The organism is Caldimonas hydrothermalis, from assembly GCF_056746695.1.
Genome location: NZ_JBWQXA010000011.1, coordinates 21138 through 35392, shown reverse-complemented (window position 1 = coordinate 35392; position 14255 = coordinate 21138). Strand labels below are relative to the sequence as shown.

At 68.4% G+C, this 14255-nt stretch carries 15 protein-coding genes; 11 read left to right on the top strand and 4 right to left on the bottom strand.

What is annotated here, in order from left to right:
* Positions 1–166 precede the first annotated feature (166 nt).
* The 3 genes from AC1ECW_RS13425 to AC1ECW_RS13415 all read left to right on the top strand — a co-directional run bounded on the left by AC1ECW_RS13425 (position 167) and on the right by AC1ECW_RS13415 (position 4305).
* Positions 167–2422, top strand: coding sequence for a TonB-dependent receptor (locus AC1ECW_RS13425; RefSeq protein ID WP_409702833.1), 2256 nt, complete (start codon positions 167–169; stop codon positions 2420–2422).
* 102 nt (positions 2423–2524) lie between these two features.
* Complete coding sequence (locus AC1ECW_RS13420; RefSeq protein WP_409702831.1) at positions 2525–3208, top strand: Fe2+-dependent dioxygenase; 684 nt, start codon at positions 2525–2527, stop codon at positions 3206–3208.
* Complete coding sequence (locus tag AC1ECW_RS13415) at positions 3205–4305, top strand: alpha-hydroxy acid oxidase (RefSeq protein WP_409702829.1); 1101 nt, start codon at positions 3205–3207, stop codon at positions 4303–4305. Before AC1ECW_RS13420 ends, AC1ECW_RS13415 begins: the two co-directional genes overlap by 4 nt.
* A gap of 5 nt (positions 4306–4310) precedes the next feature.
* Here the strand turns inward: AC1ECW_RS13415 and AC1ECW_RS13410 are convergent, their stop codons facing one another.
* Positions 4311–4676 carry a ribbon-helix-helix domain-containing protein gene (locus tag AC1ECW_RS13410; protein ID WP_409702827.1) on the bottom strand — a complete coding sequence of 122 codons (366 nt, stop codon included), beginning with the start codon at positions 4674–4676 and terminating at the stop codon, positions 4311–4313.
* 71 nt (positions 4677–4747) lie between these two features.
* Positions 4748–5326: a DJ-1/PfpI family protein gene (locus AC1ECW_RS13405; RefSeq protein WP_409702825.1), complete on the bottom strand. Its 579-nt coding sequence runs from the start codon at positions 5324–5326 to the stop codon at positions 4748–4750.
* A gap of 317 nt (positions 5327–5643) precedes the next feature.
* Between AC1ECW_RS13405 and AC1ECW_RS13400 the strand changes: the two genes are divergently transcribed.
* The 6 genes from AC1ECW_RS13400 (at position 5644) to AC1ECW_RS13375 (ending at position 9868) form a co-directional block, all read left to right on the top strand.
* On the top strand, positions 5644–6087 hold the full coding sequence (locus AC1ECW_RS13400) for an SWIB/MDM2 domain-containing protein (protein WP_409702823.1): 444 nt from the start codon (positions 5644–5646) through the stop codon (positions 6085–6087).
* A 76-nt stretch (positions 6088–6163) separates the two neighbouring features.
* Positions 6164–7387 (top strand): class I SAM-dependent methyltransferase, encoded by a 1224-nt coding sequence (locus tag AC1ECW_RS13395; protein WP_409702821.1) that lies wholly within the window; start codon positions 6164–6166, stop codon positions 7385–7387.
* 37 nt (positions 7388–7424) lie between these two features.
* Positions 7425–8543: a DNA alkylation repair protein gene (locus AC1ECW_RS13390; protein ID WP_409702819.1), complete on the top strand. Its 1119-nt coding sequence runs from the start codon at positions 7425–7427 to the stop codon at positions 8541–8543.
* A 96-nt stretch (positions 8544–8639) separates the two neighbouring features.
* Positions 8640–8954: an ArsR/SmtB family transcription factor gene (locus AC1ECW_RS13385; RefSeq protein WP_409702817.1), complete on the top strand. Its 315-nt coding sequence runs from the start codon at positions 8640–8642 to the stop codon at positions 8952–8954.
* A gap of 2 nt (positions 8955–8956) precedes the next feature.
* Positions 8957–9424, top strand: coding sequence for an SRPBCC family protein (locus AC1ECW_RS13380; RefSeq protein ID WP_409702815.1), 468 nt, complete (start codon positions 8957–8959; stop codon positions 9422–9424).
* A gap of 15 nt (positions 9425–9439) precedes the next feature.
* Complete coding sequence (locus AC1ECW_RS13375) at positions 9440–9868, top strand: GFA family protein (protein ID WP_409702813.1); 429 nt, start codon at positions 9440–9442, stop codon at positions 9866–9868.
* Here AC1ECW_RS13375 and AC1ECW_RS13370 read toward each other — a convergent pair.
* Positions 9865–10686 (bottom strand): phosphodiesterase, encoded by an 822-nt coding sequence (locus tag AC1ECW_RS13370; protein ID WP_481202028.1) that lies wholly within the window; start codon positions 10684–10686, stop codon positions 9865–9867. The two genes, AC1ECW_RS13375 and AC1ECW_RS13370, sit on opposite strands and share 4 nt — an antisense overlap.
* A 372-nt stretch (positions 10687–11058) precedes the next feature.
* On the opposite strand from AC1ECW_RS13370, the gene AC1ECW_RS13365 reads away from it, so the two are divergent.
* The gene (locus AC1ECW_RS13365; RefSeq protein ID WP_481202027.1) at positions 11059–11952 is read left to right on the top strand and encodes an alpha/beta fold hydrolase; all 894 of its coding nucleotides are present in this window, start codon (positions 11059–11061) and stop codon (positions 11950–11952) included.
* A 10-nt stretch (positions 11953–11962) separates the two neighbouring features.
* Here AC1ECW_RS13365 and AC1ECW_RS13360 read toward each other — a convergent pair whose 3' ends face one another.
* Positions 11963–13141, bottom strand: a complete 1179-nt coding sequence (locus AC1ECW_RS13360; RefSeq protein ID WP_409702807.1) for a GTP cyclohydrolase II — start codon at positions 13139–13141, stop codon at positions 11963–11965.
* A 95-nt stretch (positions 13142–13236) separates the two neighbouring features.
* Here AC1ECW_RS13360 and AC1ECW_RS13355 point away from each other — a divergent pair, with 95 nt between their 5' ends.
* On the top strand, positions 13237–14166 hold the full coding sequence (locus AC1ECW_RS13355; RefSeq protein WP_481202026.1) for a RibD family protein: 930 nt from the start codon (positions 13237–13239) through the stop codon (positions 14164–14166).
* The last annotated feature ends 89 nt before the right edge of the window (positions 14167–14255 follow it).

Genomic DNA, 14255 nt, shown 5'->3' with positions numbered 1-14255 from the left:
GCACGCGCCCCTGCGCATACAACACGAACGAGAATTGTTATCATTTGTGATGGTTTTTGTTCGAAGGTGTATCCGCCAGCCATGAGCCCCCGTCGTCGGGGAGCCTCTCGCCAGCCAAGACGACTTTCGAGCCTGTCTTGCCACCCTCAGTTGGAGAGAAGCTTTCATGGCACGCTCAGCTCGCGCCAAGGCGCGTTTGCGCCGTTCGGTTCGTTCGCATGTTTCGGGGGCGGTGGCCCCGGCCCGGATGGGGCCGGCCGCTGCCTTGATGGCCAGTCTGGCCGTGGGCGGTGCGTGGGCACAAACGTCCACACCCTCTGCCACCACGCAGTCTTCGGCGCTGCCCGAAGTCAAGGTGCAAGCCACCGCTGAACAAAACCCCAAGGAGAGCCTGCGCGTCAACCGCACGGGCATCGGCAAGGGTGATCAGGCGCTGCGCGACATTCCGCAGTCGGTCACGGTGATCACCGAGCGGCTGATGGACGAGCGCAATCTGGACGACTTCCGCGAGGTGCTGCGCAGCACGGCCGGCGTGACCTTCCAGGCCGGGGAAACCGGCGAGGAGGACATTCGTCTGCGCGGTTTCTCGCTGCTGCAAGCCGGCGATGTCTACATCGACGGCCGCCGCGACCCCGGCCTGCAAGAGCGCGACACCTTCAATCTGGAGCGCATCGAAGTGCTCAAGGGTTCGGCCTCGATGCTCTTTGGTCATGGCTCCACCGGCGGGGTGGTCAACCAGGTGAGCAAGCGGCCCTTCCTGATGAACCGCCACGAGGTCAACGTCTCGGTGGGCTCGGGTGACTATTACCGCCTGACCGGTGACTTCAATGCGATGACCGGGCCCAACGCGGCGCTGCGCATCAACACCCTCATCCACGAGGCCGACAACTGGGGTGCCAGCGTGGACAAAAAGGGCATCGCGCCGACGTACAACTGGGGGATCGGCACGGCCGATGAATTCCAAGTGGGCTTCTATCACTTGGAATACGACAACAAGCCCTTGTACAACCACCCCTGGTTCAACATCGACGGCAAGATCAAGCCGTCTTTGCCGGCGAAAAACTACTATGGCCTGGACAGCGACTACAACAAAGGTGGCTCCACCTATGGTTCCTTCCAGCACATTCACCGCTTCTCGGGTGATGCCGAGCTGAAAACCTCGCTGATGCACGGGCGCTTCAAGCGCGATTTGTGGGCCTCGGTGATCCGCTTCGCCGGTGCGGCCAGTCAGCCCAACGGACAGGCCGTCACGCCTGACAATCTGGGGCCGGACACGGTGCTCACGCGCACCGGCAAAGGCCGTCGCGGGGTGAGCGACATCACCACCTTGCAAAGCGATTACTCCGACCGCTTCGAGGCCTGGGGCCTGCGTCACCACCTCATCGCCGGCCTGGAGTTCAACCGCGACGATGCGCAGCGCAACAACAATGCCGCCGGACCGGCACGTCCCACCACCACCGTGGGCACGCCCGACGATGGCGCCAGCATTGCGGATACGCGCGTCATCCCGATGAACCGCTTTGACGCGCGCACCTACAGCGCCTATGTGCAAAACACGGCGGAACTCAGTGCCACGGTCAAACTGGTGGCCGGGGTGCGCTTCGACCGCTTCACGGCCGACTTCCGCGACACCGCCGGCAACAGCGCCGAGATGAAGGAATCGCTGTGGAGCCCGCGCGTGGGCCTGCTGTTCCAGCCCAACGACTGGTCGTCCTACCACGTCTCGTACGGCACGTCGTACAACACCTCGGCCGATACCTACCAGCATGCGATCAACGCCAACCTGGGATCGACGAATGTGCAGCGCCTGATCAACACGCCGCCGGAGAAAAGCCGCAACTTCGAGATCGGCGGCAAGTTCGATTTGCTGGACAACCGTCTGTGGGTGAGCTCGGCGCTGTTCTACTCGGAAAAGTACAACGAGCGTAACACCGACCCGGACACGGCGGCGAACCAGGAGCTGCTGTCAGGCAAGCGCCATGCCGCGGGCCTGGACCTGGACGTGGCCGGCCGCATCACGCCCAAGTGGGAGGCTTTCCTGTCGTACACCTGGATTCCAGATGCGCGCATCGACGAGAGCAATGTCACCAGTGGCAACGCGCAGCAAAAGGGGGACCGTCCGGGCCTCACGCCCAAGCATGCCGCCAGTTTGTGGACGACTTACCGGGTGCTGCCCAAGTTGCGCGTGGGCGCGGGCTTGAACCACCGTGGCAAGCAAAACCCGGAGGGCAACCGCACCATCGAGGCGCCCAGCTTCACGACGCTGGACTTGATGGGCGAGTATGCGTTCAACGAGTCCTTGTCGCTGAAGGTGAACGTGAACAACGCCACCGACAAGCTGTATGCCGACTCGCTGTATCGCGGCTTCTATGCACCGGGCGCGCCGCGCACCGTGCAGGCCACGCTCAAGGCGGTGTTTTGATCTGAGCCTGGGTCGCTGGGCGGCCCAGGCGAGACAATGCAACCGCTGCGCCATCGGGTGCAGCGGTTTTTCTTTTATCGACGGTGGAAGTAGGGGAGCGTCATGCTGCTGCATTTACGCAAGGTATTGAGCGAGCAAGAGCTTGCCCAGGCGCGACGTTGGTTGCGCGAGGGGCCCTGGATCGACGGACGCAGCACCGCCGGCGCCTTGGCCGTGCATGCCAAGCACAATTGGCAGCTCAAGCAAGACAGCGAGGCTTCGCGCCAGCTGCAAGCGCTGATCCTGCAAGCCGTGGAGCGCCATGCCGAGTTCTTCGCCGCGACCTTGCCCAAGAAGATCTTCAACCCTTTGTTCAATCGCTATGGCGGCGAGGCCAATACCTATGGGGCCCATGTGGACGGGGCGGTGATGCACTCGCGCAGCACCGGCCAGCGAGTGCGCTCGGATGTGAGCTGCACGGTGTTTCTGTGCGATCCGCAGGACTACGAGGGCGGCGAGCTGGTGATCGAAGACACCTATGGCAGCCAGCGTGTGAAGCTGCCGGCTGGCGATGCGGTGATCTATCCGGGCACCAGCGTGCATGCGGTCACCCCGGTCACGCGCGGTGAGCGCCTGGCCAGCTTCTTCTGGGTGGAAAGCATGGTGCGCAGCGATGAGCAGCGCCGCTTGCTCTACGACCTGGACCGCCACTTGAGCCAGTTGCGCGCAGTGGCCGGCACGCAAGAGGCGGTGGTGGGCCTGACGGGCACGTATCACAACCTGCTGCGCATGTGGGCCGACACATGAGCGCGCCGGCCATCAGCCCTGCCGACTACGAGGTGCTGGCGCGCCAGCGGCTGGACGACAACGCCTGGGCCTATCTGGCCGGAGGGGCGGGCGACGAGCTCACGCTGCAGGCCAATGTGGAGGCCTGGCGCGCCTTGCGCCTGCAGCCGCGTGTGCTGCGCCGCACGGCCGGCGGGCACACGGGCTTGAGCCTGCTGGGGCGCCGCTTGGCGCATCCCATTTTGCTGGCTCCGGTGGCGCACCAGCGACTGGCCCATCCCGATGGTGAACTGGCCACGGCCTTGGCGGCCTCGGCCCTGCAGGCCGGCATGGTGCTGAGCCTGCAGTCGAACACGCCGGTGGAGACGGTGGCCCAGGCGTTGCGCGGCGAGCCCGAGGCCGGGCCGTTGTGGATGCAGCTCTATCCCCAGTCCGACCGCGGCTTTTGGCGCGAACTCGTGCAGCGGGCCCATGCGGCCGGCTGTGAGGCCCTGGTCCTGACGGTGGACGCCCCGGTCAGTGGCGCGCGCGACCGGGAGCGGCGTGCCCAGTTCCGGCTGCCGCCCGGCGTGTCGGCCGTGCATTTGGCGGGCCGGCCGCCGGCAGCGGCAGCACCCGCCAGCGGTGCAGGCAGCGCCTTGTTCGACGGCCTGTTGCATGCCGCGCCCACCTGGGACGATGTGGATTGGTTGTGTGCGGCCACCGAGCTGCCGGTGCTGCTCAAAGGGCTGATGCACCCGGCCGATGCGCGCGAGGCCCTGCGCCATGGCGTGGCCGGGCTGATCGTCTCCAACCATGGCGGACGCACCTTGGACACGGCCGCACCCACGGCCCTGGTGTTGCCGCGCATCGTGCAGGCCGTGGAAGGCCGCTTGCCGGTGCTGGTGGATGGAGGCATCCGCCGCGGCACCGATGTGTTCAAGGCGCTGGCCTTGGGCGCGCGCGCCGTGCTCGTCGGACGCCCTCAGGTGTGGGCCCTGGCGGCCGCCGGCGCGCGCGGGGTGGCACATGTGCTGCGCTTGCTGCGCGATGAGCTGGAAATCGCGATGGCCCTGTGTGGTTGCGCCACGCTGTCGGACATCAGCCCGGAGTGCTTGTTCGATCCACCGCGCGCTTGAAGGGCTCAGTGCGGCTGGGCGGCCGCCCAACGCTCGGGCAGGCGTTCGAGCACCTGCCGGGCGTCGAGTGAGCGGATCGGCACCGACAGGTCGCTCGGGATGCGCTCGTGCACCTGCAGCGCCAGGTAGCGCAGTGCGCTCACGCGCAGGAAGGAGGCGAAGTTCCCCACCTGCCCGCGCGAGGCGATCAGCTCGTCGTACAGCTTTTCGATGAGTTGGGTCACGCCCAGGCCGTCGCGCTGACCGATCTCGGTCAGCACATCCCAAAACAGGTTTTCCAGCCGGATGCTGGTGACCACCCCGTGCAGACGCACCGAGCGGGTGCGCGACTCGTACGACTGGGGGTTGGCGCGAATGAAAATCTCGCACATCGCTGTCTCCTCGCCGCGCGAGCCGCGCGGCCCGCGTCAACCATAGCCGCTGTGCTGCGGCTTTGCAAAGCTCAGGTCTGGATGCGCGTGCCCAGCAGCGTCAGGAATTGGGCCAGCCAAGCCGGGTGGGCCGGCCAGGCCGGCGCCGTCACGAGCGCACCGTCGGTGACGGCCTGATCCACCGCAACGTCGGCATAGCTCGCACCGGCCAGTTCCACCTCGGCGGCACAGGCCGGGTAAGCCGACACTTTCCTGCCGCGGATCACGCCGGCCGCGGCCAGCAACTGGGCCCCATGGCAGATGGCGGCGATGGGCTTGCCGGCCTTCGCGAAGTGCTGGACGAGGGCGATCACCTCGCGGTTCATCCGCAGGTACTCCGGCGCGCGTCCACCCGGCACCACCAAGGCATCGTAGTCCTCGCCTCGGATCTCGGCGAAGCTGGCATTGAGGGTGAAGCGGTGGCCGGGCTTTTCCGAGTAGGTCTGGTAACCGTCGAAGTCGTGGACGGCGGTCATCACCCAGTCGCCGGCGCGTTTGTCCGGGCACACCGCATGCACGGTGTGACCCACCATCGACAGCGCCTGGAAGGGCACCATCGTTTCGTAGTCCTCGCCGAAATCGCCGACGAGCATGAGGATCTTCTTGGCCATGACTGTCTCCTGTCTGAACGCGGGTGGGAAAAGAGGGGCGCAGACCATTGTGGAAAGCGTCGAGGGCCGATGGGTAACAGCCCGTTGTTGCGCTGCCCAGGGGCTTCAAAGGGGGGAGCCTCCCCCTCGCGGTGATGCCCGGCCGCGACAAAACCGCATGAACACTGGGCCAAGCGGTGGTTTTCCCTCTGAAAACCGCTTCTCAGTGGCATGCACACGCAGTACCATTCGCGACGCAGGCGTTCGGCAGGAACGAGGGCTCATGCGGTTCTCGCCCCGACCCGGCACATCAACCACTCATGATGGAGAGATTCGACATGGCAACTGCGAAGAAGGCTCCCGCCAAGAAGGCGGCAGCGAAGAAGGCCGCGCCGGCCAAGAAGGCCCCGGCCGCGAAGAAGGCGGCGCCGCCGGCCAAGAAGGCGCCGGCGGCGAAGAAGGCGGCACCCGCCAAGAAGGCGGCGCCGGCCAAGAAGGCCGCGGCCAAGAAAGAGGCCAAGCCCAAGGTCAAGCGCACGCCCAATGCCGCCTTCATGAAGGCCATGACCCCCAGCGCCGCCCTGGCCGCGATCGTCGGTGACAAGGCCATGCCCCGCACCGAGATCACCAAGAAGGTCTGGGACTACATCAAGAAGAACAAGCTCCAGGACGCCGTCAACAAGCGCATGATCAACGCCGACGCCAAGCTGAAGGAGATCTTCAAGAAGGCCCAGGTCTCGATGTTCGAGATGACCAAGCTGATCAGCAGCCACCTCAAGTGAGCCGCTGCTGCGGCAGCCTGGAAGCCCGGCCGCTGGCGCCGGGCTTTTTCTTTGTCCCGTCCTACACTTGTTTCCGATGACCGCGCCCGACACCGACGCCCTCGAACGCTTCCTCGCCCGCGTGGCGGCCGAGGTGGCACAGGGCACGGCCCACAAGCTGGTGCTGGCGCGCTACGAGGGGGCGGAGCCCGAACTGGAGCGCCTGATGGGTCGCCCGGTGGTGCTGCGCGGCCAGCCGCACTGGTCCTTCGTGTGGCGCTACCGCACCCGCGACATCACGAAAAACCTGCCGGCTGCCGAGGTGGCGGCGGCGCTGCGCGAGTGGATCGCCCAGGGCTTTCGCAACGCCCACCTCTTCACGCCGACGCAGGAGGTGCAGTTGGCCCACAGCCGCAAGGGCAGGGCCAGCCTGCGCACCGGCCGCCTTCATGGGGCGGTGGCCGAGGCCCCGCCGCCGGCCGGGCACAACCGCGAGAAGCGCCGCTGGGTCGATCCCACACGCCCCTTCCTGGTGGAACTCGGGGTGATGGACGCCGGCCACCACCTGGTGGCGGCGATGGCCCGCAAGTGGAAGCAGATCAACAAGTTCGTCGAGATCTTCTCGCACGCCTTTGGCGATTCGCCGCTGGCGGCCCGAGCGGCCAGCGAGCCGGTGCGTGTGCTCGACTTCGGCGCCGGCAAGGGCTATCTCACCTTCGCCGTGCACGACCACCTGCAGCAGCACCTGCAGCGTCAGGCTGAGGTGGTGGGCGTGGAGCTGCGCGGCGACTTGGTGGCCTTGTGCAACGGCATCGTGCAGCGGCTGGGCCTGCAAGGTCTGCGCTTCGACGAGGGCGACATCGCCCGCAGGCCCCCGCAACCCATCGACGTGATGATCGCGCTGCACGCCTGCGACACGGCCACCGACCTGGCCCTCCACCAGGGGGTGCGCGGCGGGGCGTCGATCCTGTTGTGTTCGCCGTGCTGCCACAAGCAGATCCGCCCGCAGCTCCTCAGCCCGCACCCGCTGCGACCCATCCTGCAGCATGGCGTGCACCTGGGCCAGGAGGCCGAGATGCTCACCGACGGCCTGCGCGCCCTGCTGCTGGAAGCCTGCGGCTACGACACCCAGGTCTTCGAGTTCGTTTCGCTGGAGCACACCAACAAGAACAAGATGATCCTGGCGGTCAAGCGCGCGAGCCCGAAGCCGGCCGATGAAATCCTCGACCAGATCCGCGAGATCAAGCGCTTCTACGGCATCCGCGAGCAGGCGCTGGAGACGCTGCTGGCGGCCGATGGCACGATTCCCGCGGTCTGCTGACGCCGCGTTGTCAGCAGGCCCGGGTTAGGCTTGCGGCATGTCCGAATCCCCCGCCTTGAAAGACGGCTTCGCCGAGCCCGTGCTGCGTGCCATTGCGGGCGACGTGAGCACGGCCCATCCGGGCTTCCGTGCGACCGCCTTCCTGCGTGACTGCCGCGAGGGCTTCGAGGCCCTGAGCCTGATGCAGCGCGTGCGCCGCGTGGGCGAGGCCTTGCACACCCACCTGCCCAAGCATTTCGACGAGGCCCTGGCCGTGGTGGAGCGCGCCCTCGGCGCACCCCGCGACGGCTGGAATGAAGGCGAGGGCATCGCCGCCTTTGCGCGGGCGCCCTATCTGGAATGGGCGGCACTGGCCGGGTTGAGCCAGCCGCAGCAGGCCCTGCCGGCGCTGGCCCGGCTCACCCGTCACTTCAGCGCCGAGTTTGCGATCCGCCCCTTCCTGGCTCAGCACCTCGACCTTTCACTGGCGCATCTGGCGCAGTGGGTGTCCGATGCCGACCCGCGCGTGCGCCGCCTGGCCAGCGAGGGCAGCCGTCCGCTCCTGCCCTGGGGCCAGCAAGTGCTGGCCCTCAAACGCGACCCGCAGCGCTGCCTGGCGCTCATCGAACCGCTCGCGTCCGATGCCGACGAGGTGGTGCGCCGCTCGGCCGCCAACCATCTGAACGACGTGAGCCGGCTCGATGCCGAGCTGGCCCTCGAGCACGCCCGGCGCTGGCAGGCACAAGGGGGTGAGGCCCTGGGGACGGTACGCCACGGCCTGCGCACCCTGGTGAAGGCCGGCCACCCCGAGGCGTTGGCCTTGCAGGGGTATGGTGTGGGCGCGCCCATCGGGCTGAAGGCGCTGCGCCTGTCGTCACGTCGCGTGCGCGTGGGCGGTGTGCTGGACCTGTCCTTCGAACTGCACAACCCGAATGCCGAGCCGGTGCGGGTGTGCGTCGACTACGCCATCGTCTATGCCAGCGCGCGCGGCACACCGCGCCGCAAGGTGTTCAAGGGCACCGATCTCGTGCTGGCGCCTGGCGAGAAGGCGGCCCTGGTCCTTCGTCGCGACTTCGTGCCGCGCAGCACGCGGGTGCTGTATCCCGGTGCCCACCAGGCCGAGGTGCTGGTGAATGGCCAGGTGGCGGCGAGCGCGGGCTTTGCGCTGTTCGACTAGACCTACCTCAAGACCACCCGGAACAAGGATGATCTAGGTCCGTTTGACATGCAGGCATTTACCTGCATATACTGGCTTCACGTACCGACGCATCGAATGGACGCAGACAAAGTTTTCAAGGCGCTGGGCGACCCGACCCGTCGCAAGCTGCTCGACCTGCTGTGTGAACAGAACGGTCAGACGCTGGGCCAGCTCTGCGAGCACCTGGACATGGCGCGGCAGTCGGCCACCCAGCACCTCGGGATCCTGGAGGAAGCCAACCTGGTGAGCACCGTACGACGGGGCCGGGAGAAGCTGCATTTCATCAACCCGGTGCCGCTGCACGAGGTCTATGAGCGGTGGGTGCGCAAGTTCGAACGCCAGCGGCTCAGCCTGCTGCATGACCTGAAAAAGGAACTCGAAGGAGAGTGACGATGAGCCAGGAAAAGACGAGCTTCGTCTATGTGACCTACATCCGCTCGACACCAGACAAGGTGTTCGAAGCCATCACCCAACCCGAAATCGCCCGCCGCTACTGGGGCCACGAGAACCTGTCCGACTGGCAGGTGGGGTCCGACTGGCAGCATGTGCGCGCCGACGAGCAGCGCACGCTTCAGCTGGTGGGCAAGGTCGTGGAGGTGTCCCCGCCCACGCGTCTGGTCATCACCTGGGCCAATGCCTCGCAGGCCGACGACCCGGACGCCTACAGCCGCGTGACCTTCGATATCGCGCCCTATCAGGACATGGTGAAGCTCACCGTCAGCCATGACGATCTGCAGGCCGGTAGCGGCATGGCCAGGGGCATCCAGCAGGGCTGGCCCATCGTCCTGTCCAGCCTGAAGTCACTGCTCGAAACCGGCGAGGGCATCGACGTTTTCGCCAAGCCCAAGGCAGCGGCCTGAACCGGGAGCCCTTTCATGACATCGGATCATCAAGCGCCGTACAGCGGCGGCTGCGCGTGTGGCGCCGTGCGCTACACCACGAAGCAGACGCCCATCTTCCAGAACCATTGCCAGTGCCGCGACTGCCAGCGGCAAAGCGGCACGGGACACGGTTCCTACCTCACCTTTCCCGCGCGCGCCGAGATGCAGATCACCGGCAACCCCACACACTGGGACGTTGCAGCCGACAGCGGCAACGTGAAGACGCATGCGTTCTGCCCCATCTGCGGCGCACCGGTCTACCTGCGTTTCGCTGCGATGCCCGACCTCATCGCCGTGCCCGCGGCCAGCCTCGACGACCCCAGCCGCTTCGCACCGCAGGTGCTCACCTACCGCGTGCGTGGGCAGGCCTGGGATGCCATGGATCCCTCGCTGCAGGCCTTTGAGCGGATGCCGCCCGGCTAGAACGCAAACGGCCCCGGGAAGTCGCCCACCGGCATCACATGGCTGACGAGATCCGTGCCACGGGTCCACACGTGCAGGCCGAAGCCCGGCGGCTCGAAGGTGTAGCTGGCCGGGTGGTCGCCGACGAGGTCCAGCTCCACCTGATGGGCCGGCGACGGCACGGTGATGGCCACCGTGTGGGCCACACGGGCCTGGATGCAGCGGTGCAGGTGACCGCAGGCGATGCGTTCCACCTGGGGGTGGCGGCGGATGATGGCTTCGAAGGCTTCGCGGCCCTCCCGCAGGCCCAGGGCGTCCATGTGCTCGATGTGCGTGAGGAAGGGCGGGTGGTGCAGGGCCACCAGGGTGGGTTGTCCGGGGGCCTGGGCCAGGGTGGCGTCGAGCCAGTCCAGGCGGCGCTGGCACAGCGCACCGTGGCCGGCGCCGGGCACCACGGTGTCCAGGGCGACCAGGCGCAAGCCGGGCAGATCGACTGTGTACTGGATGAAGTCACCTTCCTCCATCTGACGCAAGTAGGGGTGGTCGGCAAAGGCCGCCCGCAGGGCACCGCGCTCGTCGTGGTTGCCCGGCATCAGATAGACGGGGCCCGGCAGGGGCGCCAGCAGCGTGCGCAGGTGCGCATACTCCTCGGGCGAGCCGGCATCGACCAGATCGCCGCTGACCAGCACGGCCACCGGTGCGGGCCGCAGGCGGCACACCGCCTGCACCGCACGTGCCAGCGCGGTGGCGGTGTCGATGCGACCATCCAGCCAGCGGCCGGGCACCGTGATGTGGGTGTCGGAGAGCTGGACCAGCACCTGGGGCGCAGGGGCGGACATGGCAGCTTGCAGTGCACCGGGGGCCATTCCTGCATCTTGTCAGATCGCCGACCGGGTGGCCAGTCGCGAGCCGCCGTCAGCAGGTGCTGCGCCGCAGCAGCCCCTCCCTGGCCTGCGGGGCCTGCGCGCAAACCCTGCTGGCGCGCCGGGCAGGCCTGCCTGCCATGGATCGGCCCCGCGACGGCTGGGCGTCGGGTCAAGAACTTCGCTCCACACAGGCAAGGTCGGTTCCTCGGCCAGGTGGTGCGCCACGAGTTCACGGCCGATGGGGCCCTGGTGCTGGTGGCCGCCGACGGGCAGCGGCTGCGGGTGCGGCGGGGGTGACATCGGCGTGACAGGCCGCGTCACGGCCCTGGGCTATGCTCGGCGCCCATGAACCTGCTCGCCCAAGTCTTCGCCCACCTCGCCCCGGAAAAGACCGTCCGCTACATGCTCGACACCCTGCGCGAACGCGCGGGGTTGCAGCGCCGCTCGATCACGCTGCCCGGCGGGCTGCAGTACGTGTACCTGGAAGGCGGCCGGGGCGAGCCGCTGATGCTGCTGCACGGCTTTGGCGGCAACAAGGACAACTTCAACACCATCGCGCGTCACCTCACGCCGCACTATCGCGTGATCGTGCCCGACCACATCGGCTTTGGCGAATCGGCCAAGCCGATGGAGGCCGACTACAGCACCGACGCCCAGGCCGAGCGTCTGCTGGCCCTGGCCCAGGCCCTGGGGGCGCCGGCGCTGCATCTGGGCGGCAACTCCATGGGCGGGCACATCGCCCTGGCGTTTGCGGCACGCTATCCGCAGGCGGTGAAGAGCCTGTGGCTGCTGGCCCCGGGCGGGGTGTGGAGTGCGCCCCCGAGCGAGCTCGCGCAGATGCTGAAGGCCGGTGCCGACAACCCGCTGCTGGTGCGCAGCACTGAAGACTTTGCCCGCACGCTGGCCTTCACCGTGGCCAGGCTGCCCGAGGTGCCCATGCCCTACATCCAGGTGATGGCCAAGGAGCGCATCGCCAACCACGCGCTGGAGCAGCGGGTGTACCAGCAGATCAAGGCCGATCCGATCGAGGACCGGGCCCGCACCGTGAAGGCGCCCAGCCTCATCGTCTGGGGCGAGGAAGACCGCGTGCTGCACCCGGGCGCCGGCCCCATCCTGCAGGGCCTGATGCCGCAGGCGGAACTCATCCGCATGCCCGGTGTCGGACACCTGCCGATGATCGAGCGGCCGCAGGAGTGCGCGGCCGACTATCTGAAGTTCCGGGCGCGCGTGCCGGCCTGAGTGGCAGGTTTCACTCCTGCTCGTCGTCCGGCTTGATGTGTCCGGCGCGTTCGCGCTTGGTGGCCAGATACCGGGCGTTGTGCGCCGTGGGCGGTGCGTGCAGCGCGATGCGGTCGACCACGTCGATGCCGCCGCGGCGCAGCGCCTCGATCTTGCGCGGGTTGTTGGTCAGCAACTGGATGCGGGTGACGCCCAATGCCTTGAGCATGGCCACGGCGGCCTGGAAGTCGCGCTCGTCGGCGCGGAAGCCCAGGTACTGGTCGGCATCGATGGTGTCCAGGCCGCTGTCTTGCAGCCGGTAGGCGCGCAGCTTGCTGCCCAGACCCGTGCCACGGCCCTCCTGGGCCAGGTAGAGCAGCACACCGCCGCGCTCGGCCAGGTGGGCGATGGCGCGCTGGAGCTGGTCGCCGCAGTCGCAGCGCAGGCTGCCCAGCAGGTCGCCGGTCAGGCACGATGAATGCAGCCGCACCGGCACCGGCTGGCTCAGGTCGGGTTGGCCCACGATGATGGCGACATGCTCGGCATCGCCGTTGAGCTCGCGGAAGAGCACCAGCGTGCAGTCGTCGTGCGCGTCGATGGGCACGTGGGCGTCGCTCACGCGGCGCAGGCTCAGATGGCCCTGCTCGCGCACCTGGGTCACCTCGGCCTCGCTGACGATCTCGAGCTGGGCGGCTTCCAGGGTGTCGTCGCCGATCGCGCCAATCTCGGCCACCACCAGGGCCGGGATCAGGCGGGCCCGCTTGGCCAGGGCCAGAGCCGACAGCATGACGGCCGTGGCCGGCTCAGGCGTGCCCAGCGAGGCGACATCGGGCAGGCCGGCGGGCAGACGCGCGCGGCCTTCGGGGCCGAACTCCAGCGTCACAGCGCCCAGCGCCTGCAACTGCTCGACGCTGGCGCCGGGGGGCAGCGGCAGGCTCACGCTGCCGGCCACGCCCAGGCCCAGGGCCGTGGCCCGCTCGGCAGTGAAAAGCAGGCGCAGCGGCACACCCAGGCCGCTCAGCCAGGCCAGACGGGGAGGGCTCAGGGTCTCGATCGTGGCGGCCAGCAGCACGGGGCCGGCGTCCGAGCGCAGTGCGAGCACACGGCCATGCTTGAGTTCGGTCTGGGCCCGGTCCACGCGGATGGCGGCGCGTTCCGAGGCCAGATCCTGCGCGGGCAGGGCGGCAAGAGGGGAGATCAAGGCATTCATCAGGCTGCTAGCATAGCCGCGATGGCGGGGCTCTACCGGCACAGGCCCATCCGGCGCGTCCCGCCGGCCCCGCCCCCCTTCCTGGAGGCCCTGGCTTGACCTTCGAGCTGCGCAACGGCCCGAACATCCTGGCGCTGGGCCGCACGGCGGCGCAGGCCTGCGAGGCTCTTTGGCCGCTGCTGCTGCAGGCGGCCGACTGGCGTCGCCATGGCCGTGGGCCCGCACCGCGCCTGACCGCCGTGCACGACCCCCGGCTGGGCATGCACCACCACGACGGCCAGTGGCAGCTCCACGGCGCCTGGCCCATGGCCGCGCACGAGCTGGCCGGCCCGCTGCTGCCGCTGGTGGCCGACGTGCCGGCCGATGCCAGCCGTGTGGTGGGCCAGCTCGGCCAGAGCCTGGACGGTCAGGTGGCCACCGAGGGCGGCGATTCCGGCGCGCTCAACGGCCCCGAGGCCCTGACCCATCTGCACCGGCTGCGCGCCTTGTGTGACGCGGTGCTGGTGGGCACCGGCACCGCCGTGGCCGACAACCCGCGGCTGACCACCCGGCGTGTCAACGGGCCCCACCCCACGCGGGTGGTGCTGGACGTGCACCTGCGCGTGCCGCCCGAGTCCGGCCTGTTCACCGATGGCATCGCCCCGACGCTGCTGGCCTGCGACGAGCGCGACCGTGCTCGCGCGGCCGAGCGCGTGGGGGGGCACCAGGTGCTGGCCGTGCCGGGGCTGGTCGACGATCGCGGCCAGGTGGTCTGGCCGGCCCTGCTGGCGGGCCTGCGCGAACGGGGGCTGGCCACGGTGCTGGTCGAAGGCGGGGGCGTGACGGTGTCGCGCTGCCTGGCCCAGGGGGTGCTCGACCGGCTGCATCTGATGGTGGCCCCGGTGCTCATCGGCCAGGGCCGGCCCGGCGTGCAACTGCCACCGGTGCAACGGATGAGCCAGTGCCTGCGTCCCCGCGCCCGGGCCTACCGTCTGGGCGACGACGTGTTGTGGGACCTGGACCTGCGCGGCGCCGACACTTCCTGATCGGGGGAGCCACGCCCCAACGGTGCCCCGCGCGCCGCGCGTGTCACACCCTGTTGCCAAAACCTGCTGGCCCGTGCCAAGAGGGGCGT